Source organism: Bradyrhizobium sp. S3.7.6 (assembly GCF_054061875.1).
Window position 1 is genome coordinate 224,213 of the sequence record NZ_JBSSEQ010000004.1, and the last position, 23,124, is coordinate 247,336.

General features: G+C 59.8%; 19 protein-coding genes and 11 pseudogenes. 15 read left to right on the forward strand and 15 right to left on the reverse strand.

Annotation, left to right across the window (positions count from 1 at the left end):
• Positions 1-45 precede the first annotated feature (45 nt).
• Together ACVJ5M_RS46435 and ACVJ5M_RS46440 are read left to right on the forward strand one after the other, a co-directional pair.
• Positions 46-828, forward strand: a complete 783-nt coding sequence (locus tag ACVJ5M_RS46435; RefSeq protein ID WP_354098538.1) for an SDR family NAD(P)-dependent oxidoreductase — start codon at positions 46-48, stop codon at positions 826-828.
• Positions 829-851: 23 nt separating this feature from the next.
• Positions 852-2,627: an alpha-amylase family glycosyl hydrolase gene (locus tag ACVJ5M_RS46440; RefSeq protein WP_354098508.1), complete on the forward strand. Its 1,776-nt coding sequence runs from the start codon at positions 852-854 to the stop codon at positions 2,625-2,627.
• 423 nt (positions 2,628-3,050) lie between these two features.
• Here ACVJ5M_RS46440 and ACVJ5M_RS46445 read toward each other — a convergent pair whose 3' ends face one another.
• From ACVJ5M_RS46445 to ACVJ5M_RS46465, 5 genes and pseudogenes are all read right to left on the reverse strand, one after another.
• Complete coding sequence (locus ACVJ5M_RS46445; protein ID WP_354098507.1) at positions 3,051-3,260, reverse strand: hypothetical protein; 210 nt, start codon at positions 3,258-3,260, stop codon at positions 3,051-3,053.
• A 151-nt stretch (positions 3,261-3,411) separates the two neighbouring features.
• Positions 3,412-5,649: a glycogen debranching protein GlgX gene (glgX, locus tag ACVJ5M_RS46450; protein ID WP_354100367.1), complete on the reverse strand. Its 2,238-nt coding sequence runs from the start codon at positions 5,647-5,649 to the stop codon at positions 3,412-3,414.
• A 22-nt stretch (positions 5,650-5,671) separates the two neighbouring features.
• Complete coding sequence (locus tag ACVJ5M_RS46455) at positions 5,672-5,956, reverse strand: hypothetical protein (protein WP_354100366.1); 285 nt, start codon at positions 5,954-5,956, stop codon at positions 5,672-5,674.
• Positions 5,957-6,113: 157 nt separating this feature from the next.
• The gene (locus ACVJ5M_RS46460) at positions 6,114-6,572 is read right to left on the reverse strand and encodes a glycosyltransferase (protein ID WP_354100365.1); all 459 of its coding nucleotides are present in this window, start codon (positions 6,570-6,572) and stop codon (positions 6,114-6,116) included.
• Positions 6,454-7,520, reverse strand: a pseudogene (locus ACVJ5M_RS46465) (glycogen/starch synthase). Before ACVJ5M_RS46465 ends, ACVJ5M_RS46460 begins: the two are co-directional and overlap by 119 nt.
• A 122-nt stretch (positions 7,521-7,642) precedes the next feature.
• On the opposite strand from ACVJ5M_RS46465, the gene ACVJ5M_RS46470 reads away from it, so the two are divergent.
• On the forward strand, positions 7,643-7,819 hold the full coding sequence (locus ACVJ5M_RS46470; RefSeq protein WP_354098505.1) for a PAS domain-containing protein: 177 nt from the start codon (positions 7,643-7,645) through the stop codon (positions 7,817-7,819).
• Here the strand turns inward: ACVJ5M_RS46470 and ACVJ5M_RS46475 are convergent.
• Positions 7,803-8,335 (reverse strand): annotated as a pseudogene (locus ACVJ5M_RS46475) (amino acid kinase family protein). The gene ACVJ5M_RS46470 and the pseudogene ACVJ5M_RS46475 sit on opposite strands and share 17 nt — an antisense overlap.
• 142 nt (positions 8,336-8,477) lie before the next feature.
• On the opposite strand from ACVJ5M_RS46475, the pseudogene ACVJ5M_RS46480 reads away from it, so the two are divergent.
• Positions 8,478-8,702 (forward strand): annotated as a pseudogene (locus tag ACVJ5M_RS46480) (IS91 family transposase); the annotation flags it as partial.
• A 435-nt stretch (positions 8,703-9,137) separates the two neighbouring features.
• A complete protein-coding gene (locus tag ACVJ5M_RS46485) occupies positions 9,138-9,407 on the forward strand; it encodes a DUF4142 domain-containing protein (protein WP_354098504.1) in 270 nt (89 codons plus the stop codon).
• 655 nt (positions 9,408-10,062) lie between these two features.
• Here ACVJ5M_RS46485 and ACVJ5M_RS46490 read toward each other — a convergent pair.
• Positions 10,063-10,233, reverse strand: coding sequence for a hypothetical protein (locus tag ACVJ5M_RS46490; RefSeq protein ID WP_354098503.1), 171 nt, complete (start codon positions 10,231-10,233; stop codon positions 10,063-10,065).
• A gap of 480 nt (positions 10,234-10,713) precedes the next feature.
• Between ACVJ5M_RS46490 and ACVJ5M_RS46495 the strand changes: the two genes are divergently transcribed.
• The gene (locus ACVJ5M_RS46495; RefSeq protein ID WP_085400069.1) at positions 10,714-10,959 is read left to right on the forward strand and encodes a PilZ domain-containing protein; all 246 of its coding nucleotides are present in this window, start codon (positions 10,714-10,716) and stop codon (positions 10,957-10,959) included.
• A gap of 365 nt (positions 10,960-11,324) precedes the next feature.
• On the opposite strand, the gene ACVJ5M_RS46500 is transcribed toward ACVJ5M_RS46495, so the two are convergent.
• Positions 11,325-11,537, reverse strand: coding sequence for a hypothetical protein (locus tag ACVJ5M_RS46500; protein ID WP_085400157.1), 213 nt, complete (start codon positions 11,535-11,537; stop codon positions 11,325-11,327).
• A 724-nt stretch (positions 11,538-12,261) separates the two neighbouring features.
• A pseudogene (locus ACVJ5M_RS46505) lies at positions 12,262-12,785 on the reverse strand (IS5/IS1182 family transposase); the annotation flags it as partial.
• A gap of 330 nt (positions 12,786-13,115) precedes the next feature.
• Here ACVJ5M_RS46505 and ACVJ5M_RS46510 point away from each other — a divergent pair.
• Together ACVJ5M_RS46510 and ACVJ5M_RS46515 are read left to right on the forward strand one after the other, a co-directional pair.
• Positions 13,116-13,397, forward strand: a complete 282-nt coding sequence (locus ACVJ5M_RS46510) for a hypothetical protein (protein WP_082757289.1) — start codon at positions 13,116-13,118, stop codon at positions 13,395-13,397.
• 37 nt (positions 13,398-13,434) lie between these two features.
• Positions 13,435-13,668: a hypothetical protein gene (locus ACVJ5M_RS46515; protein WP_085400067.1), complete on the forward strand. Its 234-nt coding sequence runs from the start codon at positions 13,435-13,437 to the stop codon at positions 13,666-13,668.
• Between the two features lie 522 nt (positions 13,669-14,190).
• On the opposite strand, the gene ACVJ5M_RS46520 is transcribed toward ACVJ5M_RS46515, so the two are convergent.
• Together ACVJ5M_RS46520 and ACVJ5M_RS46525 are read right to left on the reverse strand one after the other, a co-directional pair.
• Positions 14,191-14,514: a hypothetical protein gene (locus ACVJ5M_RS46520; RefSeq protein ID WP_354100364.1), complete on the reverse strand. Its 324-nt coding sequence runs from the start codon at positions 14,512-14,514 to the stop codon at positions 14,191-14,193.
• Positions 14,515-14,857: 343 nt separating this feature from the next.
• Positions 14,858-14,973, reverse strand: a pseudogene (locus tag ACVJ5M_RS46525) (MBL fold metallo-hydrolase); the annotation flags it as partial.
• Between the two features lie 293 nt (positions 14,974-15,266).
• On the opposite strand from ACVJ5M_RS46525, the pseudogene ACVJ5M_RS46530 reads away from it, so the two are divergent.
• The 3 genes and pseudogenes from ACVJ5M_RS46530 to ACVJ5M_RS46540 form a co-directional block, all read left to right on the forward strand.
• Positions 15,267-15,491, forward strand: a pseudogene (locus ACVJ5M_RS46530) (MFS transporter); the annotation flags it as partial.
• A 1,170-nt stretch (positions 15,492-16,661) separates the two neighbouring features.
• Entirely contained in the window at positions 16,662-17,006 is a 345-nt protein-coding gene (locus ACVJ5M_RS46535) for a hypothetical protein (RefSeq protein ID WP_144030596.1), read from the forward strand.
• Positions 17,007-17,221: 215 nt separating this feature from the next.
• Positions 17,222-17,683 (forward strand): annotated as a pseudogene (locus tag ACVJ5M_RS46540) (transposase); the annotation flags it as partial.
• Here the strand turns inward: ACVJ5M_RS46540 and ACVJ5M_RS46545 are convergent.
• From ACVJ5M_RS46545 to ACVJ5M_RS46555, 3 genes and pseudogenes are all read right to left on the reverse strand, one after another.
• A pseudogene (locus ACVJ5M_RS46545) lies at positions 17,670-17,896 on the reverse strand (IS110 family transposase); the annotation flags it as partial. The pseudogenes ACVJ5M_RS46540 and ACVJ5M_RS46545 sit on opposite strands and share 14 nt — an antisense overlap.
• A 116-nt stretch (positions 17,897-18,012) precedes the next feature.
• Positions 18,013-18,306 (reverse strand): Cif family virulence factor, encoded by a 294-nt coding sequence (locus tag ACVJ5M_RS46550; protein ID WP_354100387.1) that lies wholly within the window; start codon positions 18,304-18,306, stop codon positions 18,013-18,015.
• A 167-nt stretch (positions 18,307-18,473) separates the two neighbouring features.
• Entirely contained in the window at positions 18,474-18,632 is a 159-nt protein-coding gene (locus ACVJ5M_RS46555) for a hypothetical protein (RefSeq protein WP_187387704.1), read from the reverse strand.
• Positions 18,633-18,688: 56 nt separating this feature from the next.
• On the opposite strand from ACVJ5M_RS46555, the pseudogene ACVJ5M_RS46560 reads away from it, so the two are divergent.
• Positions 18,689-19,318 (forward strand): annotated as a pseudogene (locus ACVJ5M_RS46560) (transposase); the annotation flags it as partial.
• 62 nt (positions 19,319-19,380) lie between these two features.
• Positions 19,381-19,803 (forward strand): annotated as a pseudogene (locus ACVJ5M_RS46565) (tetratricopeptide repeat protein); the annotation flags it as partial.
• Positions 19,804-20,109: 306 nt separating this feature from the next.
• Here ACVJ5M_RS46565 and ACVJ5M_RS46570 read toward each other — a convergent pair.
• Positions 20,110-22,474 (reverse strand): annotated as a pseudogene (locus ACVJ5M_RS46570) (PAS domain S-box protein).
• A gap of 218 nt (positions 22,475-22,692) precedes the next feature.
• On the opposite strand from ACVJ5M_RS46570, the gene ACVJ5M_RS46575 reads away from it, so the two are divergent.
• Complete coding sequence (locus ACVJ5M_RS46575; protein ID WP_354100362.1) at positions 22,693-22,911, forward strand: hypothetical protein; 219 nt, start codon at positions 22,693-22,695, stop codon at positions 22,909-22,911.
• 82 nt (positions 22,912-22,993) lie between these two features.
• On the forward strand, positions 22,994-23,119 hold the full coding sequence (locus tag ACVJ5M_RS46580) for a hypothetical protein (protein ID WP_256375132.1): 126 nt from the start codon (positions 22,994-22,996) through the stop codon (positions 23,117-23,119).
• Positions 23,120-23,124: the final 5 nt, after the last annotated feature.

Here is a 23,124-nt window from a genome sequence, read left to right on the forward strand (position 1 = left end):
TGGCAGAGCGATTTGGACGAGATCAATCCAATCGAGGATACGGTCATGCCAGACAGACAACTCGCCGTGGTCACCGGAGCATCTACCGGCATAGGTTTGGAACTTGCGAAATGTGCCACCGGATCTGGCTTCGATCTCATCATTGCGGCGGACGAAACCGCTATCGAAGGCGCTGCGGCGGAGCTCCGCACCCTCGGCGGCAGCGTGCAAGCCGTGCAGGCGGATTTGGCGACGACCGAGGGGGTCGACAAGCTGTGCGCCGCAGTGGGTAGCCGACCGATCGACGCGCTGCTGGCCAATGCCGGCATAGGTCTCGGCAAGGCCTTTCTCGACCAGGATTTCCAGCGTATCAGGCGTCTGGTGGACACCAACATCACCGGAACGCTCTATCTGATCCATCGCGTGGGCAACGAAATGCTCCGGCGCAATTCCGGACGTATTCTGATCACGGGTTCGATCGCCGGTTTTACGCCCGGCAGTTTCCAGGCCGTCTACAACGCCAGTAAGGCGTTCCTGGATTCGTTCTCTTTCGCGTTGCGTGAGGAGCTTCGAGGCAGCGCAGTCACCGTCACCTGCCTGATGCCTGGAGCGACCGAAACCGAGTTCTTCCGCCGCGCCGACATGATGGACACCAAGGTCGGCACCGAGAAAAAGGACGATGCGCATGAGGTCGCGAAGGCCGGGTTCGACGCAATGATGAGCGGCGAGTCCGACGTCGTCACCGGCATGAAGAACAAGCTCCAGACCACGATCGCGAACGTCACGCCCAATGAGGTGCTGGCCAAGCAGCATCGAAAGATGGCGGAGCCTGGCACGGCGAAGTCGTAGCACCCGAACGCTCACGCGAGAAGATGGCATCCGGCTGGTATCGGGTGATCGAGTCGCCGCGCCAACCGTCACCAATCCACCAGAGAACCGACCGCGATGGCCGCCCGACCGCCCTGGAAGAAGCCAAATCCCCGCAGGAGGACCGTCACGAAATCAAAGCGGCTCTCGCCTTCCGAAAAGGCGTCTGCCAAGCGATCCGCAAAGCGCGCCGGGCGTCCTTACCCCAACTTGGTCGACAACATGCGTGTCGCCGGCAGAAAGAAATCCGCCACCAAGAAGCCAGCGAGGAAAGCTTGATCGAGAAGCTTGGAGCCGCGGGGCAGCCGCGGCGGCACGGGGCTCATATCACCGGGCACGGTGTGACCTTCAATCTCTGGGCGCCATCCGCGGGCTCGGTCGAGCTGCTCGAGAACGGCCAGGCGCCGCGGCGAATGCCCCGCGACGCGGAGGGTTGGTATCAAGCTTGGAGCCCCACCGCTCATGCCGGAACGCGCTACCAATACCGGATCAATGACGAACTCGTGGTTCCCGACCCCGCGTCCTTCTTTCAGCCCGATGATGTCGACAAACCGAGTGAGGTCATCAACATTTCCGCTTTGCGGGATGGCGATCCCTATCTCGGGCGGCCTTGGTCAGAGGCGGTCATCTACGAATTGCATGTTGGTACGTTCTCCGACGAAGGAACGTACACGGGAGTGGAGAAAAGGCTCGACTACCTTCGTGATCTCGGCATCACTGCCATCGAGCTGATGCCGATCAATGATGTCCCCGGCCGGTACAATTGGGGTTATGACGGCGTCCTGCTCAATGCTCCCAATGCGCGCTACGGGCGTCCTGAAGATCTCAAGCGGCTACTGCGAGCCGCTCACCAGCGCGACATGATGGTTTATCTCGACGTGGTCTATAATCATTTCGGGCCGCAGCTCAATTATCTGCACAGCTATGCGCAAAACTTCTTTTCCGATCGACACACAACCGGCTGGGGTCCTGCGGTCAACCTTGAGGGCGAGCACTGCGCATTTGTGCGTCAATTCCTGATCGACAATGCCCTGATGTGGTTGCGCGACTACGGATTCGATGGATTGCGCTTCGATGCCGTGCATGCGTTGAAAGACGGTTCCGAACGGCATTTCCTGGTCGAACTTGCGGAAAGCGTTCGAGAACAGGTCAACGGCCGCCAGGTTCATCTGATGCTCGAAAACGAGGCCAATGAAGCGCACCTGCTCGAGCGCCAAGACGGCCGCGCCACCCTCTATGATGCGCAGTGGGGAGATGACTTCCACAACGCGCTCCACGTCCTGCTGACCGGGGAAACGAGGGATATTACCGCGCCTTTGCCGACCAACCGCTTCAGCATCTGGCTAGGTCACTCACGGAAGGGTTTGCGTATCAGGGCGAAGTGTTTCCGTTGCACGACAGGCCGCGAGGCGAGCCGAGCGCTCATCTGCCGCCCGAGGCGACCATCTTCTTCGCGCAGAATCACGATCAGGTGGGCAACAGGGCGCTCGGCGAACGATTGGCAAAGCTTGTCAGCCGCGAGAAGCTTGAGCAAGCCATGGCCCTTCTGCTTCTCAGTCCGCATATTCCGATGCTGTTTATGGGCGAGGAGGCCGCGGCCGAGACGCCCTTCCTGTTCTTTGCCGACTGGACGGGCGAGGCTGCCGTTCTCACCCGCGAAGGCCGGCGCAAGGAATTCGCGCATTTCGCGGCATTCGCGGCACCAGAAATGCGCGACCGGATTCCGGACCCATGCGGCCCCAAAACACTCTTGGCGTCCAAACTGGACTGGCCGGCGCTAGACCGGTCCGAAATGAGCCGTCGATTTCGTGCGCTGACGCGGGATCTTCTGGATATACGACGCGCGAACATCGTGCCCCTCCTCAAGGAGGGCGTCGTGCGGGCACGAGCCGAACTGCTCAATGCGCGAGAAGGGAGCGCCTGTGGTCTCAATGTCCAGTGGTATAGGCTCGGGGGCACATCCTGCAAATCGTCGCGAACTTCGCCGAGCAAGCTGTGCTGTGGCCCCCGCTGGTTGAAGGTGAGACCTTGTGGGGTGCCGAACCGGTTAAGGGTCACCTCTATCTGCACCCCCAAGACATCTTGGTGCGCCTCGGCGGTGGATTTCCAGCCAACTGACGTTATCGTAGCCGGAAGCGCATGGTTCCGGGCCTGTCCGCTCGGCGCATCCGCAGCAAACGACCGAGCGCTTGGATCGAAAGAGCCTAGCGAGCCGCTCGCTTCTGCGGATCGTCGCGGTGTTGTGCTGCCTCGGTGTTCCTGTCGAGCTGGGCACGCTCGCTCCGGCGCAGCCGGCCCGCTCTCAAGACGCCATACAATATCACGCCGCCCAGAATGAACGCTCCGATGAACCACATCCAAAGCGCAGTCACCGAGACGTCGCCCAGTAACATGCCAACGCCGCTATTGCCCATATCCGCTTCTCCGCCTGATCCCCAGCCAATTCGTCAGGCCGCACGTCGTTCCTAGCGCACATGGGTGAGGAGCGTGGAACATCGCAATTCAGGTCGTTGCCGATCGAAGGGCGAGGCCCCACAAACCCGGGTGGCCTGCGACGCTCCAACGTCAGTCCGGCAGGGGGGCCTCCGCGACGTCCAGCAGTGCTCCAAGCCCTTGCCGCAAACGTCGCGTCGCAATGTTCTCGGTTGCCAGGCCGAAGACAACCAGGGACCGCCCGGTCACAGCATACGTGTGCCCAAGTTTGAAGGTTGGCATCTGCGCCTCGGGCTGATTGGTATCGATCAGGCCCAGCCAGTTTCGTCCATCGGCGACGGCCGGCAATATGAAGTTCACGACGTCATGGTGCGCGTTGTAGATCAGCAGCATGGTCGCATCCGAGCCGCGACGCTTGATCCCCGTCTCCTGCGCGCGCCCGTCGAGCAGCATCCCGAAGCATTTGGCGTTTCCGTCCTGCCATTGCTCGTTGGTCATTTCCGCCCCCGACGGCGAGAGCCAGGTGACGTCCTTGACGTCCAGCTCTTCATTGTGGGAGCCGACCAGAAAGCGGCTTCGGTAGAGAATTGGAAATGCCTTGCGCGTGGTAATCAGCTTTCGTGTGAACTCCCGCAGACTTCGACCGTTCGCGGTGATGCCCATCCAGTCGAGCCATGTCGTTTCATTGTCCTGCGCATAGGCGTTGTTGTTGCCGTGCTGGCTGTGTCCGAATTCATCGCCCGCGAGCAGCATCGGGGTGCCGTGGGAGAGAAGCATCGTGGCCATCAGATTGCGCTTCTGACGCTCGCGTAGCGCGATAATGTCGGGATCGTCCGTCGGCCCCTCGGTGCCGCAATTCCAAGCATGATTGTTGCTGTGGCCGTCGCGGTTGTCCTCGCCATTCGCCTCGTTGTGCTTGTCGTTATACGAGACGAGGTCGTTGAGATTGAAGCCGTCATGGGCGGTCACGAAGTTGACGCTGGCCCACGGCCGGCGGCCGCGTTTGTTGAAGAGGTCGCCAGATCCCGAAATACGTTTGGCGAAGTCGGCGAGAGTGCCTGGATCGCCTTTCCAGAAGGCGCGTGCGGTGTTTCGGAACTTGTCGTTCCACTCCGCCCATCCTGGGGGAAACTGGCCGACCTGATAACCGCCCGGTCCGATGTCCCACGGCTCGGCGATCAGCTTGACGCTCGAGAGCACAGGATCCTGGCGGCAGGCATCTAGAAATCCACCGCCCTCGTCGAAGCCGTATGGTTCTCGCGCCAGGATGGTCGCAAGGTCGAAACGAAAACCGTCGACCCGCATCTCGGTGGCCCAGTAACGCAGGGAATCTGCGACCAGCTGAAGTACACGCGGGTGCGAGAGGTTGACCGTGTTGCCGGTGCCGGTGTCGTTGATGTAGTAGCGCTTCTTGTCCGGTAGCAGACGATAATAGCTGACGTTGTCGATGCCCTTGAAAGACAACGTGGGGCCGAGCTCGTTTCCTTCGGCTGTGTGATTGTAAACGACGTCGAGAATAACCTCGATGCCATGAGCATGGAACTGGTTGACCATGGCCTTGAATTCGTTTGCGAACGGCGTCTTCAGATAGCGCGGCTCCGGCGCGAAGAAGCCGATGGAGTTGTAGCCCCAATAGTTCCTCAGGCCTTTCTCGACGAGGTAGCTGTCGTCCACAAAGCCATGAATGGGCAACAATTCCGTGCTGGTGATACCGAGCGATCGCAAATAGGAGGGCACCTCCGAATGTGAGAGCCCGGAAAAGGTGCCGCGGTCTGCCTCGGGCACGAGCGGATGCTGCTGCGTGAAACCCTTGACATGCATCTCATAGACGATCGTCCGCTCCCACGGCGTTTCGGGCTTGCGCGCTGAGCCCCAGGTGAATGCCGGGTCGATGACGCGGCATTTCTGCATCGAGGGCGCGCTGTCGCGCTCATCGTAAGACAGGTCCTTGTCGGCGTGATCGAGCTGATAGCCGAAAAGTTCCGGGCCCCAACGCAGTTGTCCGACCAATTGCTTTGCATAAGGATCGAGCACCAGCTTGTTGGGATTGAACCGGTGTCCCGCGTCGGGCTCATAAGGACCGTGCACGCGGTAGCCATAGACGGTGCCGGGACGGGCCGCGGGCAGGTAGCCATGCCAGACTTCGTCGGTATACTCAGGAAGCTCGATCCGCTCGATCTCGGTTTCGCCGGTGTCGTCGAACAGGCAAAGGTCGACCTTGGTGGCATGGGCCGAGAACAGCGCGAAGTTGACGCCGAGTCCGTCCCAGGTTGCGCCGAGCGGAAAAGGTTTGCCCTCGGTGATCCGGGAGCGGCGCAGACTGGCGGCTGCCCGCGTCAGAGCGTCGTCTGAATGTGCCGGTTGATCCATTGTCCCCCCAAAGACGACCCCGTTAAGAAGCGGGCGCTCCAGCCTCGGATTCGATTGTGGCTTGTTCGCCGCCCGTTCTGGAAGCAATCACAGCCGCGGGCGGCACTTCAGTTGGTGCCGCCAGCACGGTCGATGCCCTTTGCAGCGCCGCCTCCTTGCTGGTCGCGGAGAGCGAATTGCCGATCCGGCCGACGATCGCAGTCAGCTCCGCGTCGGATAGTTTCAGGCGCTTCTTGATGAGGCGCATTTGGATACGATCGGCGAGGTCAATCTTGTTGCGGATCGGCTGGAGCTTCGAGCGACGCATAACGGCGACTCCCTGTCTGTCTTGGTAACCGCTCCCCGATAGTTCCGTTCCGCACAATGCGGGAAGACGTCAGGTCGGCGTCGAGTGCGTTCAACGCCAGCTGACGGCCAGAGGAGCGATTTGGCTGATCTTCATCGGTCGCTTCCCGTCTTCTGGTCTAGATTGATGACCTGTAGAGAGCCGCGTATGACCTGGCCGAGGCGCCCCAGCTGAAGGCCTGAGACATGGCCGAGCGGCGCATGTGATCCAGACGGTCCTTCATGCCAAAAGTCGAGAAGGCCCGGCAAAGACTTCCGAGAAAGCCGAGTGCCGACGCCCGGTCGAACAGGAAGCCCGTCTCCCCGTCGACGATGGTTTCGGCAAGGCCACCGGTGCGATGGCCGATCGGCAAAGAGCCGAAGCGCTGGGCATACATCTGGCTCAGTCCGCAAGGTTCAAAGCGCGACGGCATGAGCGTGAAGTCGCTGCCGGCGAATATCTTGCGGGCTTCGGCATCGTCAAAGCCGATCTTCACTGCGATCGAATGTGGCGCGCGCGCCTGCGCTTGGAGCAAAGCCGCCTCGAACTGGGCCTCGCCCTTGCCAGTGACGACGATTCTGGCCACCGGCATCCACAATCGTCTGAGCGCTCTCGATCACGAGATCGACGCCCTTTTGATGAACCAGACGCGCGACGAGCGCGAACAGCGGGCCTCTTGATACGGCGAGGCCGAATTGATCTCTGACGTCCTCGGCGTTCAGCGAGCGTTCGGCCCAATCGCCCGCTCCGAATGGTTGGAGCAGCGAGGAGCAGGTCCGCGGATCCCAGCTTTCGTCGATCCCGTTCAAGATGCCTGAAAGTTGATTCCGGTCGGCCCGCGGCTTCAACAGACCTTCGAGCCCGCACCCGAACTCGGCGGTTGTGATTTCGCGGGCATAGGTCTGGCTAACCGTCGTCAAGTGAGAGGCGTAGACCAAGCCAGCTTTGATGAATGACAGTCGATTGTAGAACTCGACGCAACCTTGAAGCTCGTCTCAGGAATGCCGAGAGGGGCAAGCGAGCTGCGGTCAAAGACGCCCTGATAGGCCAGATTGTGGATCGTAAAGACGGTCGGCACGTGCGCGTAGTGCCATTGCAGATAGCCGGGGATGAGCGCGCATTGCCAGTCATTGGCATGGACCAGGTCGGCCGACCAATCCTTGTCGACCAGCCCTCTGGCAAGTTGGGCGGCTCCGTAAGAAAACGTCGCGAACCTGATGTTGTTATCGCTCCAATCGGCCCCGCCGGCGTCGGCGTAGGGCGTGCCGTCCCGCTCGTAGAGCTCCGGACAGCGTACGACGTAGTAAGTCAATCCGTCGGCGGTGTGCCCCAAATCGATCGCAAACCCGGGCAAGGCCGCAAACGGTTCGCATCGTCCCACGGTTCTAAGGTCGTGCAGACCGCTGAGAACAGAGGGGTACCCCGGGATGATGACGCGGACGTCCGCAAAGTCCTGCAAGGCACGAGGAAGAGCCGCCGATACCGCCGCAAGGCCGCCAACTTGGATGAAATCTGAAACTTCGGGTGTCGCGAACAGGATCCGCATTCTGCTAGGCTCGTCCGCCGAAATGGTCCATGCCAACCATCTTTTTGAATTCCCCGGCGCTTCCCAAGAAGCGCGATTGATGAATCTGCGACGCAGCAAGGTTCCGAACCCTGGAAGGTCTTTTGATTCCGCCGCATGAAACGCCGATGGCGCGCGCCGTGCGGGCGGGGGAGAGCTTCGAGGGCGCCGAAGCCGTGGTGCGCAATCCCGATGGACGTCGATGGGTGATGCGCGTCAATGTCGCGCCATTGCGCGACATTGACGGGCGAATCATCGGCGCGATCAATCGACCTCTTTGATGATCTGACAACATTCGGCTTTTAGCGCAGCTGCCATGGCCACCGCGGTGGTGTCGCTGCCGCCTCGGCCCAGCGTGGTAATTTCTTTGGTCGCCGGATTCACGCCCTGAAAGCCGGCCAAAACCACGATGCGTCCGCGGTCGAGCTCCTCGCGCACGCGAATCGGCCGCACATCCAAAATGCGCGCGGAAGAGTGCGAGTCGTCGGTCATCACTCCGGCTTGACTGCCGGTGAAACTAATCGCCGGTGCGCCGAGATCGGACAGCGCCATGCTCATTAAATGCGCTCACCGGTGGTTAGCAACATATCAAGTTCACGGCGATTGGGATGCGGGCTTACTTGATAGGCCAGCTTAACAAGTTCGTCGGTGGTCTTGCCGATCGCTGAAACGATCGCTACGACCCGATAACCACGCCTGCGCAGGTCGGCGAGACCGCTCGCGACCGCGCGGATTTTTGCCGGCGTTTCAAGACAGGTGCCGCCGTATTTTTGCACAATGATGGGATTGTTGCGCATTGTACATACAGAAATACTCCGCGCGAGCCCTGCGCGCCAGCACGAACGAACTGCGACAGGCGCGCTTGCGCAACTCTTATCGGGTATCGGGAGGACAGTCCGATTCGGGTCAAAGGACTAAACCGCTCGCGCGGTAGGGCGCCTGCTCGCCAGCGGCACCCGCGCTGACAACATCACACGCGCCCGTGAGCTGCTCGCTGTTGCAAACCCTGAAGGTGAGCCTGCCAGTGTCGCTGTCGATCCCAGCAAGCCGACTTGTCGGTGCTGCGGCGGTCGCATGATCATCATCGAGGTCTTCGAGCGCGGTGCCACGCCTCGGTATCGGCCGACAGCTTCACCGATCGTCATCAGGGTCGACACCTCATGACCGCGTCACAATCCCGCAAATCTGATCGTCCCGCTCGCTGCCTCTCGATCGGCCACGGCAGAGCGCGCTCAGATATCCAGCTATCGCCTCAAATCGTCCGACACATCACAGCGTTCGACGCCGCCCGCCGCTCATCCAGCGGCCGTTTCACCCTCGGACGGCTTGCTGGAGCCACTCGTCTCCATTCACACACCTCATTCGCGGCACTCGAATCCCCATAGCGCACGCCGCGCCACCCACATGCCCCTCCCGCGGTTTCCTCCCTTGGAGGTTTGCGAACGCCGGCCCCCGTGTGCGCCGCGCCACCATCATGGGGCCAGCATCCGAAAACCTGCACAGAAGGCGACATACCCCTTGCAACGGCGGCGGCGTCCATGGGCCGCTCAGTGCGTGGTCATTGCCGCTTGATCAGCGGCGGCGGATAATACGTGCCGTTTGCCACGCCTCCGTCGGCCGGTGGGAATGAACCCACCAAGCGGGCCGAATTCGAAGCAAAAAGCCGACCATGACAAGATGTCAAAAATGTCCGGTGAAGGCTTCGACAAGATGTTCGCGTCCCACATGGTCGCAGACCACCAGAGGGATATCGCCGAGTACAAGAAGGCGTCGAATAGCAAGGATGCGGCCGGAGAATATGCTTCCGGCCAGATAGATACATTGCAAAAGCATCTGGACACTGCAAAATCGTTGAAAGCCGGTCATTGATCCGACACCTTCATGGAGAAGCGCGAAGACTACTTGCTCGAGCTGGCGAGGGTTTTAGATGGTGTCGGAACGGCCCAGCAGATGATAATTCGCGCCGGTACATCGAGTACGCCTTCGGCGGGAATGACGCGCTCGCGCTTGCAGAGGCCAAAGTCTTCGCCGGCGCTTTCACCAAGTCGTATGCTGCCGGAGGCAGGGCTTATTGTTTTAGGAGGACCGCGCAGTTTAATCTGCTGTTTTAAACTGGAATAGCGAAATTCGACTGATGCCTGGTTACAATAAATTTTTGCTGCAATGTCTGAGAATGACGCTCGGCCTCGCCCGCATCTGGAAAAGCATTACGTCGTCTCTGCGGACCAAATCGTCGAGCTTTTCGGAGCCTCGGTTCGGCCCCTTTCCACCGCGCTGCCGCTTTTTGCGTTCCTGCAAAAGACGCCGCGTTGAGGCAATTATGGCAGCCGGCATCTCGCCAAACCACCGCTTACGGGTTGGGCAGTCGTACAGGCGCTCGCCGGATGGAAGTGTTAGCACCTGTGTCCAGCAGGAGGGCGTCACCTCGCGTTGCGGCTGCAATCAAGGACGCGCAGATGGGGAGGGCGGGGGAGGACTCTCGGCTAACCGATCCATTGCGCAAAGGCGCGTCCGTTGATGCGGCTTACTCGGCCTCGCTGCTTGCGGAAACGTTGTAACCGACCTTGACGGCCTGGCGACTGCGACCCAAGCGCTCGCCGAGCTCGGTCGCAGTCATGCCCTCATCGTGTAGGGCAAGCAGTTGCGCTTCTTCTTCGGGCGACCACGGGCGGATCTCTTGTCGATTGTTGGACATCGATTCATGCCAGCAAAAGCGCTGCGGAGCGTCATCGTACATCAAGATCGTAAACGATAAGTTCAGGAGCAGCCGTGAACGTCGGCTGACTCGCGCTTGCAAATCCAGGGGCTCGTGTAACGTAGACCCAAGATACAAGCGGTCCAAGGTGTCCGTGTAACGACCTGTAAGTATTGGGCATGCAAAATAGCGCCTTTCTGCGCGTGATCAGTCCGACCAAGGAGATCGCCGTGACATCAGATATGATGACGAGCTGGCTGTTTTGACGCGAGAGATCGCTGACAAGGTGACCTATGTTCAGAGCCAAACAATCCTGATCGCGGTCCTTGAGCGAGACGGACACGAGGTATCCGACTATGAGAGAGAGCTAGTCAAAGAGCGGTCGGGTCTGGCAACACGGATCGCGAGGCTGTTTAGACTGCTTGAAATAGCTTCTGCTAATGAAGGACCCGAGACAGCCGCGTCAACTCAAGGATAATCATGTCGGATCGCCGGAAGATCGATCGTTCGGAGGTCGACTTAGTCGCCTACATTTTTGGAGATGGCGGCAGCCGACGTTACCGCGTGTTCAATATCTCTGAGGACGGTGCTGGGATCGAGTTATCGACGAAGCTGCACATGCCTGCCACATTCAAGATGATGTTGAAAAGAGATCGTATCATCAGAGATTGTCGTCTCGTTTGGTCCAGTGATACTCGCATCGGCGTCGTGTTCAAAGCCGATTGAGTCGGCTCTGCAAACACCGCGCCCCCAAAAGCAACTTCGCCAGCACACATTTGCAGCACTCCGATCGTCGGAAACAGCGGTATTTCCGGAGAGGACTTCGTATGTCTCGAATCCGGGAAGGCTGCTGATTGCTGGCGTCACCAAATAGCGCAGCTGGTTCTGATCTCGCGCCCGATTCAGGCGCGCTACCACGACTATCGTTCTGAGCTGACGGAAGGGCCCCCTAGGGTTGGCTGAGCCCACACAGCCCACCCCGCGCGCAGCTTGCGCCGATGGCGTTAGTGTCGGGTGAGACCTGCGGTCCACGTTGGCAGGCCGGCTTGTCAGAATGCCGAGGCGCTAGCTCTGCCTAGCCTGCATGCAGGCTAGGCGTCTTGGCAGGGAATACCGAAGTTGTCACAAGCGAGAGCGAATGACTGTTTTGCCTTTATATCCTCGAAGCAGAAGCGAGTGCCGACCTCCGCGCGATCGATCCACCAATCGACGTTGTGGCCTTTCGCGATGCGGGAGGCTTCGCCTCGCAGCAGGTCCAGTTGTCTTCCCGCAACACGAACGATCAGGCAATTTTGTTTGGGCACAATACCTTCTCCAATGGCAACAGCCGCCGAACTCATTGGTAAAAAAGTACGGCAGCCAAATTGATCGCGCTAAGCGCCGTGGACGAAGGCCGCAGCAGGGGGCTGCTGCGGCCTCATTGTCAAAAAAAGCCGGGTGAAAAAGGTCTAAGTGAAATATGCAGCCAGCCCCGGTGCGATGATCGTAGCGCAGCATCTCCGGCTCGGAGTATGATCTATTTCACAATCGGCAGCAGGCTTAACTAACCGTAGGTCAGCCTGATGTCAGGCAACCCTGAAGTCAGCGTCAACACCGCTTCCGTCAAGGTAGATATTCCATAATGAAGGTTATGCGAATAAATAAAGCTTATTGGAATCAATGATTTACGCGTCATCTGCGCCGCGTCAAAAGTCGAGTCCAGCCCCGACCGACCTTCCTTAGGACGCGTTCGTTTGTCTTCGCCGTACAGTGTCCCGCTGGCGCCGGTTTCGGTCGCGCTTGCGCCGAACTAGCGTTATCGAAGGCATCGGTGACAGAGTCGTGGCCAGCGTCGGCTCCTCGACGGCGCGGACGGGAGTTAACTCAGTTGCTTGGGCGGGTGCGGACCGCGCCTCCATAATCTCGAGAACCGAGCGCCCCTTGTCTGTGACACGCCAGCTGCCGTTCATCCGCTTGATGATACCTTTTGATGGAGCTTCTGATCGTGGTCGAGGGAGCATCTCGTCGGCGTGGACTGGGTCGGCGCCTGTGCTCGGTATCAACGGCGACCTGCACGTTGTAGCCGACGACCCCGGAGCCGCGGCCGCTCGTCGCCATCGAACGGCCGTCGGAATCGGTCAGCGAGATTTGCTGGTCAGGCGAAGCGCGCATCTGCTTCTCGTAGACGGCAAGCTTGCCCATTTCGTCCTTCAGCTTCGTCAGCTTCTCCTTAAGCCTCGACACCTTTGCAGCCAGCGCCTCCGTCGGCTCTTGCCGATCGGCCGTGTCGAGCTGGCTCAAATATCGCGCCACACTCTCCCCAACTGGGCACGCCGCCGCTCCACCTTTGCCCGCGTAAAGTTCTTGTCCCGATTGTTGACGGCCTTGAACTTGCTGCCATCGATGGCGACGCTCGCCGTGGCGAGAAGGCCCATCTCACGGCAAAGCTCGACGAAGCGCGCGCAGACCTTGCGCAGCGCCAAGCCGTTGTCCTTGCGGAAGTCCGCGATCGTCTTGTGATCTGGCGCAAGCCGACCCAACAGCCACATCACCTCGACATTGCGTCCGGCCTCTTCCATTGCCCACGATCCGCCTCTTCAACGAAGCGCCTCATCGATTCCTCCCGCAGAATCACGAGAGAATCCTAACAGGGCACGGCGTTTTCACACAGCCAGGGTCAAAAGGCGAAGAACTCAGCGTGAGCAAATCTCGTCCGCTACGCCCCAGCGGCGCGCCCGAGCTCGACGCTTTTCGAACAGCCAATCGCATTGACCGTTATGTGCAGCGATCGACATCGCCCGCGTGTAGTCCATCTTGCGGCGCAACTACGGAACAACGTTACATCTGCGAGATTCGCGGAACGAAAGGGATCGTCAGTCTTTCTCTGACTTTGGGATACGCCCATGACATCTCAGGCCGTAGATGGTGCGTGCGCGTTCGCGTGGCGGAACTACTTGCTGCTCCACAGCGGCATCAGCGAGAACGACGACAGGTGTTCCGCCCTCTATCGCTACGTCGCCCATCTTCGCGATACCGGCGAAGATGATTTCGATCTCTTGCAAATAGCGGCAGTCGCCTATTTGAGAAAACTCGACGAATTGCATGACGACCGATGTGCGAGACTCGCGGCAGATCAAGTTTTGGCCGAGTTTTCAGCATCACGCAGTGCACAACCTGACACGTAGCTTTAGGCCATAACACCAGAGCGAAGGAGCGAACAGCATGGCAGACAAGACCGCTAATGCAAACCGCTTCGCGCGCGACTCACAACGGGGCATCACCGCAGTGACAACAATCGGCATGAATGCCTTGAAGCCGATTATGCACTTTCAGGTCTCAATGCTGAGGATGTGGGCCAACAGCATCAAGAGGTTCGCGGGCAATTACGAAAAGGGGTTGGAAGAAACCACGACCACTGTCGAGGAGCAGTCAGACAAGGAGGAACGCGCCGCGTAAACTAACGCGAATTATTAGGAGGAGTCCGAGTTGGGTCAAAATGCGAAGAACTCAACGTAAGCAAATCTAGCCCGCCATGCCTTACTGAGCGGACCTCAACGAGGTGCGCGGCTACTTCGCTGATGTGCCAACAGGGGAAACGCGGCTTGACCCGTTCACTGAACAAGCACGTCCTCATGGCGTCCGGCGCGGCCGGGGCCTGGAATGCCTCATTAGCGGAAAAGCCGACGCCGGTTTGGAACGGCGACGGCTTCTTCTTTACGCGCTCAGACGGACGGCCGCGGCTACCCGCCGCGTCGCATGAAGGAAACGGTTAGCGGGCGCTGCGACGCCATCAATTGGAGGACGCTCCTGTTTGAGCAACTCATCGACTAGACGTTCGAGATAGGGCGGCAGAGGCGAGGCTTCGAGAGATAAATTCTGTTGCAATCTGTCACCCACCTCGTCACAGATCGAGCGGGCAGTCTTATGGTCGATGTGGTCCGATATTCGATTGGTCGTTTCCATATCCCGACCTTTCGATTAGGCCCCACGTTCACTCCGAAGAAGAAGCGAGTGCGGCCGGCGTTCGAGCGGTAGGAGTAAGGCCGTGTTGGTCGTATGATCCAAGATGCTCTTAACCGAATTGAAAATGGAGTCGTCGAACTGCAGATGATCGTTCTTCACATCGAAGTCGAGAATGGTGTTGGCACCAGACTCAGGCCGGAAAACAAATTGATCGGGCCCCTTGCCTCCAGCCAGCATGTCGCCTTTACCGCCGATCAGCACGTCAGTGCCTTTGCCGCTATATGCAACAGCATGGCCTGCAGATCCGTCGAGCGCGCTCTTCCCGTTATCGCCCCACAAGATGGTGTTTGAGCCGGCTTTATAGGTGAAGGAAGGATCAAAAACGGAAAACGTCAGGGTGGAGGTGTCGCTACCGCCATGACCATCAACCGTTGTGTAGGTGAAGGTATCCTGAGCAACAATCTGTGACGGCAGGGCTTTAGCTGTAGCGACATAACGCGTCGTAGCCCAAAGCTTACCCCTGAGCTAAAAGTGCGAATTGGGTGGTGCGTCCGGACGGGTTCTGAACGGCCGACCTCCGCCATGTCACAGCGGCGCTGCTACCAACTGTGCTGCGGACGCGGGCCGGTATCGACGCTCTGACGCGTACGTCGCTGGCGTTTACCCCAGCGGCCGATCTCCGGCTCTTTCCCTTCCAATTCACATATTGCCCCTCGTCCTCGCAGATCAGGCACGAGACAGGTGGATTTCCGCTGTCTGAAATCGGGCGCCGCAGGTTTCGCAGGTCCAGAGAGGCATGGCCATGATCCAGGAGAAGCAAGGGGGCACCCACGAGATGACGCCGTAACCATCCCATCGCAGAGGCGGAGGAACCACCGCGATTGGCCCATGTTATCCTCTGGTCCACCCCCGCGCCAATTGGCTGGTCATGTCATCGCAGCTTGTCAGCCCTGCGTGTACGGGACCACATTCTGTCGGAAGTCGTTCAGCGTCTCGATGGCATCGCGCTCCCCTCCCCGCCTCTGGCCCCTCTACGCAGTCAACTTCTTCATGGCCGACATGCAGTCGGGCATCGGACCGTTCGTCGGCGTGTTCCTCCAATGGTGGCGCGCTCGCTTGACGGCACCGGCCGCATCAATCTCGGCCAGGGCGCCGTCATCACCGTGCAGGGCGTCGGCGCAAGCCTGAGCCCCGCGCTTGGCGGCTGGATCGCGCAGTGGATCGGCTACGGCTCGACCTTCTTGCTGCTGGGCGGCTTCGGGCTCGCATCGATGGGGCTGTGGCTGGCGTTCGGTGCCGCAGTGAAGAAGTATTGAGGCAAGCGGCCGGCCGGACATCACGGCGCGAATTGCTTTTGCCATCCGGGCAAACCAAGCTGCGGCACCTTTGGCACAAGACCAGCCATGCGCCGAAGTCTCGCCGGTACCAATGGCGGCGACCACGGCGGTCGAGATCAGAGGGCCGACGCCCGGAATGCTCATGATGCGACGGCAGTCAGTTTCCTTCTCACCGATCTGGTCAATCTCGCCGGAAAGGGCGACCCGTTCATCGAGAGATATCCAGTCTTCGTACAAGCCAGCAATCAGGCCGCGCATTCGTGGCGATATCTCATCCTGACGGCTCTCCAGGATCGCCAATGAGCGCGGGGGCGCGAAATGCCACTGTTCCCCAGCGATACGTGAGTTGGTTCAGGCGCCCTTCATATTCGGCCCGCTAAACTGGCGGACTGGGATTTGAGGCCAGCGAAATAAGCGCCGCCAGGACAATGTATTTTGAGCCTGGCGGCGTTCAATTTTAAGGCCAATGAGAAGCCCGCCCGCTGAACCGGCGCATACGAAGAGGCCGCCAATTGAGGGCTTCTTTATTTTGGCGCCGTTTCACCGATCAGATCGAATAACCGCGTTCAACGCACGACTCATGTACTGGGCGCGCGCCGGATTGGGTTATCCCGCCCGCTGGCGGTTTTCGGCGGTGCACACATTGGCGAAAGCTCGATTCTTCCCAATTCCGTTGGCTCCATCAGGACGCGTGTGCCGTCGATCTTGCGGCCGGGCGCAATCAATTTCGTGCGCCATAAGAACCACAGAGACCTAGAGCCGCGCCCGTTCGATACGAAAGTGAACTTAGCGGCGTCGTGCCCGCCGTCCTAGGCTTTTCGATTTCCTCGGCGGTCCACTCCTGCTTCCAGCGCGCCATTTTTCCCGACCTACGAATTTCGCCGGTTCCAGTGAATTCACCATCGGCACACGGCTTTCCGTGAGCGCGACATCGCTTGGCACAAACTGCACTTGTCCAGGAGCGCGATGTCTGCACCATCAGTGGGGTTTCCGCCCAGGATGTTCTATCTCCAATAGCACGATCCGACGGCGGGGAACGCTGGCCCCGGCGTACAAACAGCCCCCTATCCCCGGCGCTGGGGCCACGTTCCGCGAGCGAAAGTTCGCTCGTGTCCGCCACCAAAGTTGAGGCTTCGGCGGAGTGAGAGTATGAGAAAGGTTCCGCTATTCACCTGCACGCACTGCCGAGTGCAAGACGCGGATGTGATCAGCATTACGGTCTCCTACAAGAAGGGAGAGTCTGTCCATGGCAAGTGGCACCCAGCATGCTTCGAGGAGGTCAGGCCGACGCTGAAACGAAAGGGCGACCCCATGATCGCCATCAGCAGCAACGTACCGCCGAGCGACCCGCGTAGTCTTGATCATCTTAGCCACCGTGAACAATGGTTGGCGTTGGCCAGGGCAATCGGGCAGCACATCGCGAGAGATGAACGTAATGGCGTCAGCGGGCCGCACATAGGAGACGTGGATCTCGACGAGGATAAGTCATCATGACATCGCCGCCCCCGAACCCTGATGATGGCACGACCATCGCCGTCGCCATGGTCGTCGTCGCGGAATGGAAGAGGCCAGAGGCGGGCCCTCCAAATGATTGACGAACGGCTAGTTAGGCGATCATCTAACCGTTCGGTATCATCAATTAAGGGAGACAATCTTGCAAAGCGCCAAATTGTTGTTGGTCATCGTTGCTCTGTTTGCTGTCTCGCCTCGACTGGGTTGCAGATGACAATCCGGTTCGCGTGATCGACGCCTTCGTTGCAGGCCTCGATCTGGCTGAACTTGGGTTCGGTGGCGTTGAGCCTGCCGGCACAGGTAGGGCGTCGTATCATCCGGCCGCGCTCTTAGGGCTCTACATTTACGGTTATCTCAACCGTGTCCATTCGAGCCGCCGGCTTGAGCGTGAAGCTGGCCGCAACGTCGAAGTGATGTGGCTGCTCGCCAGGCTTGCGCCCGATCACAAAACGATTGCCGATTTCCGCAAGGACAATGGTCCCGGCATCAAAAAGGTCGGCGCGCGCTTCGTCGAGGTGTGCCGCAAGATGGGCTTGCTCGCGACAGCCAGCGTTGCCATCGGCGGCAGCAAATTCAAAGCAGTCAATAATCGCGATAAGAACTTCACGCGCGGCAAAGTCGAGCGGCGGCGCACGCAATTGCCGCCTTCGATTTCGCGATGCGATGAGGATCATCAGTCGCCGATTTGTAGGTAATAGCCACTAGGGGACCAACGCCTGGCACTGTCATCAGCCGGCGACAGACCGCATCGTCACGCACAGCTGCCAGCACGGCCTGTGTAGCCTTCCGTACTCTGCCTTCAAAGCCAATCGTGCCGAAAGCATCGCTGTGGCAATGCGCTCCAATGTCGCCTGACCCGCAACCAACTCTCGGAAAGGCTCTTAATCGTGCACGTACAGAGCGCAGACCAATGCGGTTGACGTCAGCGTCACCATTCACGCCATTAATCTAATGGGATTCATGCGGCCTCGCCGCTTGGCGAAGCCCGTCACTGCCCTGGTGCAGCTACGGTCACTGTCTTTTCCATGATCTTTGCTCGGTCACCTTCTCGCACCACGATAGCGGTATAGTAGCCGTGTTGCGGTTGATCGCCGAACTTGGCCTGCCACTCGCCAGCATTGAAGACGAAGTTGCCGAAAGATCGGGATACGTTGCGCTCTACGGAGTAGTCGTGCAGGTCAAGGTTGAGGACATCCTGCAGGTTACGGCGAATCGCTTCTCGGCCTACGAAGATCCCGCTCGGCGTTACTCTGATGGTATCCTCGGTGAACGCTGCAGCCATGGCATCGACGTCTTTGCGATTGTAGGCGTCGGCAAACTTCTTCTGCAGGTCGGCATATTGATCCTCGACAACCGGCTGAGCGACAGCACCAACGCACCGACCATCATCAGAGATGCGGCAAGTACGATCGTACGCACCGTCGGTATCGCCATCATCAAGGCGATGGTTCAGAACCACTCGCCCGGTATGTACTTGTCGGCGACGATGATGCTCACTGACACGAGCAGGCCGCCGAAGCAGAACAGCGCGAGCGATACGAGCGTCTGGAAGTCAGCAATCGCCAGGACCGATGCCCTGGGAAACATACGGGTAGCCAATGCCGTCATGTCACCCTCCAACTATCACGGCTGAGCCAACTCTCGCTTCAGCCAGATCACACGGCGCGGAAGTCGGTACCGCAAAGACAATGATCGAACGAACAGAGGAGCGTTTTGGCCTCAAACCGGAGCGGCTCGCGGCCGATACCGCTTATGGATCCGCTCCGATGCTGAACTGGCTGGTCGAGAAGGACATCGCGCCACACATTCCGGTCATCGACAAGTCAAAGCGAGAGGATGGCACCTTCTCGCGCACCGACTTTCGATATGACCCGGCCGGCGACGTCTACCTCTGCCCAGGCGGAAAGCGGCTCGGGACGAGCGGCACAGTATACGAGGGCAAGACGCTTCTGTACCGCGCAAGCAAGCTCGACTGCGATGTATGCCCCCTCAAACCGCAGTGCTGCCCAAAGGAGCCCTCACGCAAGATCCCGCGCGACATCCATGAACACGCCCGAGACGTTGCACGGTCCTTCGCTGGGACCGAGGGCTTTGAGCAGTCGCGACGTGAGCGGAAGAAGATTGAGATGCGGTTCGCTCACCTGAAGCGCATCCTGAGGCTCGGCCGACTTCGACTGCGCGGCCCACGGGGCGCCCAGGACGAGTTTGTTCTGGCTGCCATCGCTCAAAATCTGAGGCGGCTCGCGTCGTTGGTTGCGCGACCACCACCCGCTCATGCTCTGTGTATTGCGTAGCGTAGCAGTTGCGTTGAGAGCGGCACGGTCGGCGGATCAAAGCCGGTCGACCTTAGCGAATGGCCGAAAGACATGCTGCCCTTGGTTTTGCCAAATTCTATATGGGGCGCGCTGCCGAGACCGAAGGCCATATACTCGAGGCTTTACGTCTCTCCCCTCGCGACGTTGAAGCCTACCAGTGGACGTGTTTTGTGGGTGTGGCCAAGCTACAGCTTGGTTCGGACGTCGAAGCCGTCAGTTGGCTACGACGAAGCACTGAGGCGAACCGCAACTTTCCTCTCGCTCATGTGTTGCTCGCCGCTGCGTTGAGCCTGACCGGCGCGCTCGACGAGGCGCGAGCTGCTGCAAGATCGGGACTTGCGCTCAACTCAGGTTTCACCATCCGTCGCTTGCTCGCTGCTCAACAAAGCGACAATCCAATTTTCCTTGCTGGGCTCGAGCGCATCTGTGAAGGCCTGCGCCTCGCTGGCGTGCCGGAAGGGTGATGAGCGTTCGGGTCAGAAGTCGACTTCAGCGCGTTCCTGCCCTACGTCGGCTTTGGGTCAAAATGCGAAGAACTCGGAGTGAGCAAAATCAGTCCGCTCCACCCCACCAAGCGGACCTCGTTGAAAGGTGTCGTCACTTCGCTGATGGGCCAATCAGCGGACATTGCGCCGGCCTTTCTGTAATTCGGCGCGGCGTTCGCTCCCATTCGGCGCAAACGCTGACCCCGGCCAGAATGAGCGCGGACCTCGACTATCATGTGGGGTCAACGTTGAAAGCCATATTTCACCCAGTGAGACCCCATCTATTCAGCGACGCTTCTTCATCGCATGTTCCAAACCCTGGCGAAGAGACGCCGGTGTGTAGGGCTTCACGATGAGTATCGCGCCCAGTCGCGCGGCTTCAGATTTCACTCCGCTGTCACCTGTCGCGAGAATTAGGCTAAGATCGGGCCGGCGCGCGTAGACGTCCCTTGCGAGCTGCAGACCGGAAACCCCAGGGAGGCCGACATCCGTGAGTAAGATGTCCACGGGCTGCTCATCCAGGATCTTCAGGGCCTCTTGAGCCGTGCCTGCCTCTGTTACCTTGCATCCGATATCGCTCAGCATCTCCATCGTGGTGAAGCGGATGAGGTCGTCGTCCTCGACGAGCAACACGGTCGCGTCCTTGAAAGTCTTTTCGTTGGCCGAGTGTTGCGATCCCTGAGCGACGCGCCTTTGAGCTTGATTGGCCAACACGTGTCTGATTTTCCGCGCGAGTGACTCCCGCGTGTATGGCTTGGCCAGGAGCTCCACTCCGGGATCAAGCCGCCCGCCATGCACGATGGCGTTCTGAGTATAGCCGGATGTGAAAAGCACGGCGACATTGGGCAAACGTTCCTTGGCTTTTCGCGCCAAGTCCGGGCTACGCAGGCTGCCAGGCATCATGACGTCGGTGAAGATAAGGTCTATCGGAATGCCGCTGTCGACGACGACGAGAGCGCTCGCCGCATCTCGCGCCTTGACCACGCGGTACCCTAGCTCGGTGAGCATCGAGACCGCGACCTCGCGAACCTCATCGTCATCCTCAACCACGAGGATGGTTTCCTCTCCGCCTCTAATCTCGTCGGACGTAGCCCCGACCAAAGTGTCTTCGCTGGCCACCTCTCGCGGGAAGTACAGCTTCACAGTGGTTCCGGCACCTACTTCGCTGTAGATTTTGATGTGTCCGCCGGACTGCTTGAGGAAGCCGTAAACCATGGCGAGGCCCAGTCCCGTGCCCTTGTCCTCCGCCTTGGTTGTGAAGAATGGCTCATAGACCCGTTCTAGGATGTCAGGCGGAATGCCGGTGCCCGTATCGGTCACCGCGATCATCACGTATTGCCCCGCAGACAACTCGTCATGCTGGCGGACATATTCGTCGTCGAGGAAGGCATTGCTTGCTTCAATCGTCAGCCGGCCTTCGCCGTTCATCGCGTCGCGAGCGTTGATCGCGAGGTTCAAAACCGCATTTCTCCAGTTGATCCGGGTCGACGAGGCTATTCCATAGCCCACCTGCAACCACCGTCTCGACTTCGATCTCCCCACCCAAGGCGCGACGAAGCATCTCATCCATGCCTCTGAGCAGACGGCCGGCGTTCACCACTCTCGGCTCCAGCGGCTGTCGCCTCGCGAAGGCGAGCAATTGTGAGGCAAGTTTTGAACCGCGGGCAACACCCCCGAGGGCGCTTTGGACCCGCATCTCGGCCCGGGCATTGCCCGCGATATCTTTGCTCAGCAGTTGCAGGTTTCCGCTGATGACCTGCAGCAAGTTGTTGAAGTCGTGGGCGACGCCGCCGGTGAGTTGCCCGATCGCCTCCAGCTTCTGCGAACGGATCATTGTCGCCTGCGCCGCTTGGAGTGCCGCTTCCGCCTCGCGGCGTTCGGTGATATCCCGTGTCACCTTGGCGAAGCCGAGAAGCTTGCCGGCGTCGTCCCGGATGGCGTCGATCACGACGTGTGCCCAGAACGCAGTGCCGTCCTTTCGGACCCGTTGACCTTCGTTCTCCCAGCGTCCGTTTCGGGTTGCCGTCTCCAGGCCGATACGCGGAAGCCCGGCGGCACGGTCGGCTTCCGTGTAGAAGTCGGAGAAGTGCCGGCCAATGATCTCTTCAGGGGCATAGCCCTTGATGTGCTGCGCACCGGCGTTCCAGCTTGCCACGTGGCCGCCGGCATCCAGCATATAGATGGCGTAGTCGGTAACACTTTGAACCAGCAATCGGAACTGTTCTTCGCTTTCGCGCAGTTTTGTCTCGGCGGCCCTTCGCTCGGTCAAGTCGCGGGTGATTTTGGCGAAGCCGACAAGGGCCCCCTCAGGCGAGCGGATCGCGTCGATGACAACATGGGCCCAGAAGTGCGTGCCGTCTTTGCGGACGCGCCAGCCTTCGCGCTCGAAGCGGCCGGTGCGCTCGGCCTCCGCCAGCGCCTGAGCAGGGACGTTGTGCGACCGCTCAGCGTCGGTGTAAAAGGTCGAGAAATGGCGACCGATAATCTCATCCGCCTCATAGCCCTTGAAGCGCCTGGCGCCAGGGTTCCAACTGGTCACGCGACCCCCGCGATCCAACATGTAGATCGCGTAATCAGTGATCGCCTCGACGAGGAGCTGGTAGCGGCCGTCGCTAGTTTGTGCGGCTTCGAAGCGGTTTGAGGTTTCCATACGAATCCTATCCCAGCCCCAGTGTGGGTTGGGACACAGTCTACTGAAACACGGCTCGATCGATTCGGTTCCATTGAACCGCGGCGCCACAATTCCGATAGCCGGACTGAACCACTGCGGAGCGGCCCTCAGCCGTCCCTAAGGCGCGCGCGCCCAGTATAGGAACGACTCATCAAGCCTCGCGTTGCCGTCGCCGTATCTTGCTATCGCGCGCGAACATGGCGAGCGTCGCCTACGCTGACGTGCTGTTGCTGTCCGATCGGCTGGAGGAGTGCGGGCCCGAGGCCGTGATCTCGCCGTCCTTGCCTGGGCGCAGGCGACGGTTACTGCATGGGCCGAGGGGCGCGAGCGGCGCGCGCTGGCGCGATCACCGCAGCGCGACGCACCTCCACGATGACGAGGTGGAGATCTGGCAGCACGAAGCGCTTAAGCGTTGACCAATAGATAGAGCCCTGAGACCAGAGCAGGCTCAAAATCCAGCGGCTGGTTCCGCGACTGGCTCGCTCCTATTCTTGATGCATGATCGCCCTCACCCGCCGGCGCAGCGACAACCCGCACCAGGAGACCTGGCGTATCTACTTCACCGATGTGTGCGTCGGGACCATCAGCGTGCGCGCCGGCGTGCCTGTGCATGCCGATCAATGAGAATG

What these genes read in the sequence shown, in the direction of transcription:
- ACVJ5M_RS46435 (WP_354098538.1), top strand. Translation starts at nt 46, where the DNA reads ATGCCAGACAGACAACTCGCCGTGGTCACCGGAGCATCTACCGGCATA.
- ACVJ5M_RS46440 (WP_354098508.1), top strand. Translation starts at nt 852, where the DNA reads ATGGCATCCGGCTGGTATCGGGTGATCGAGTCGCCGCGCCAACCGTCA.
- ACVJ5M_RS46445 (WP_354098507.1), bottom strand. Translation starts at nt 3,260, where the DNA reads ATGGGCAATAGCGGCGTTGGCATGTTACTGGGCGACGTCTCGGTGACT.
- glgX (WP_354100367.1), bottom strand. Translation starts at nt 5,649, where the DNA reads ATGGATCAACCGGCACATTCAGACGACGCTCTGACGCGGGCAGCCGCC.
- ACVJ5M_RS46455 (WP_354100366.1), bottom strand. Translation starts at nt 5,956, where the DNA reads ATGCGTCGCTCGAAGCTCCAGCCGATCCGCAACAAGATTGACCTCGCC.
- ACVJ5M_RS46490 (WP_354098503.1), bottom strand. Translation starts at nt 10,233, where the DNA reads ATGTCCAACAATCGACAAGAGATCCGCCCGTGGTCGCCCGAAGAAGAA.
- ACVJ5M_RS46495 (WP_085400069.1), top strand. Translation starts at nt 10,714, where the DNA reads ATGTCGGATCGCCGGAAGATCGATCGTTCGGAGGTCGACTTAGTCGCC.
- ACVJ5M_RS46510 (WP_082757289.1), top strand. Translation starts at nt 13,116, where the DNA reads ATGACATCTCAGGCCGTAGATGGTGCGTGCGCGTTCGCGTGGCGGAAC.
- ACVJ5M_RS46515 (WP_085400067.1), top strand. Translation starts at nt 13,435, where the DNA reads ATGGCAGACAAGACCGCTAATGCAAACCGCTTCGCGCGCGACTCACAA.
- ACVJ5M_RS46535 (WP_144030596.1), top strand. Translation starts at nt 16,662, where the DNA reads ATGAGAAAGGTTCCGCTATTCACCTGCACGCACTGCCGAGTGCAAGAC.
- ACVJ5M_RS46550 (WP_354100387.1), bottom strand. Translation starts at nt 18,306, where the DNA reads ATGGCTGCAGCGTTCACCGAGGATACCATCAGAGTAACGCCGAGCGGG.
- ACVJ5M_RS46555 (WP_187387704.1), bottom strand. Translation starts at nt 18,632, where the DNA reads ATGACGGCATTGGCTACCCGTATGTTTCCCAGGGCATCGGTCCTGGCG.
- ACVJ5M_RS46575 (WP_354100362.1), top strand. Translation starts at nt 22,693, where the DNA reads ATGGCGAGCGTCGCCTACGCTGACGTGCTGTTGCTGTCCGATCGGCTG.
- ACVJ5M_RS46580 (WP_256375132.1), top strand. Translation starts at nt 22,994, where the DNA reads ATGATCGCCCTCACCCGCCGGCGCAGCGACAACCCGCACCAGGAGACC.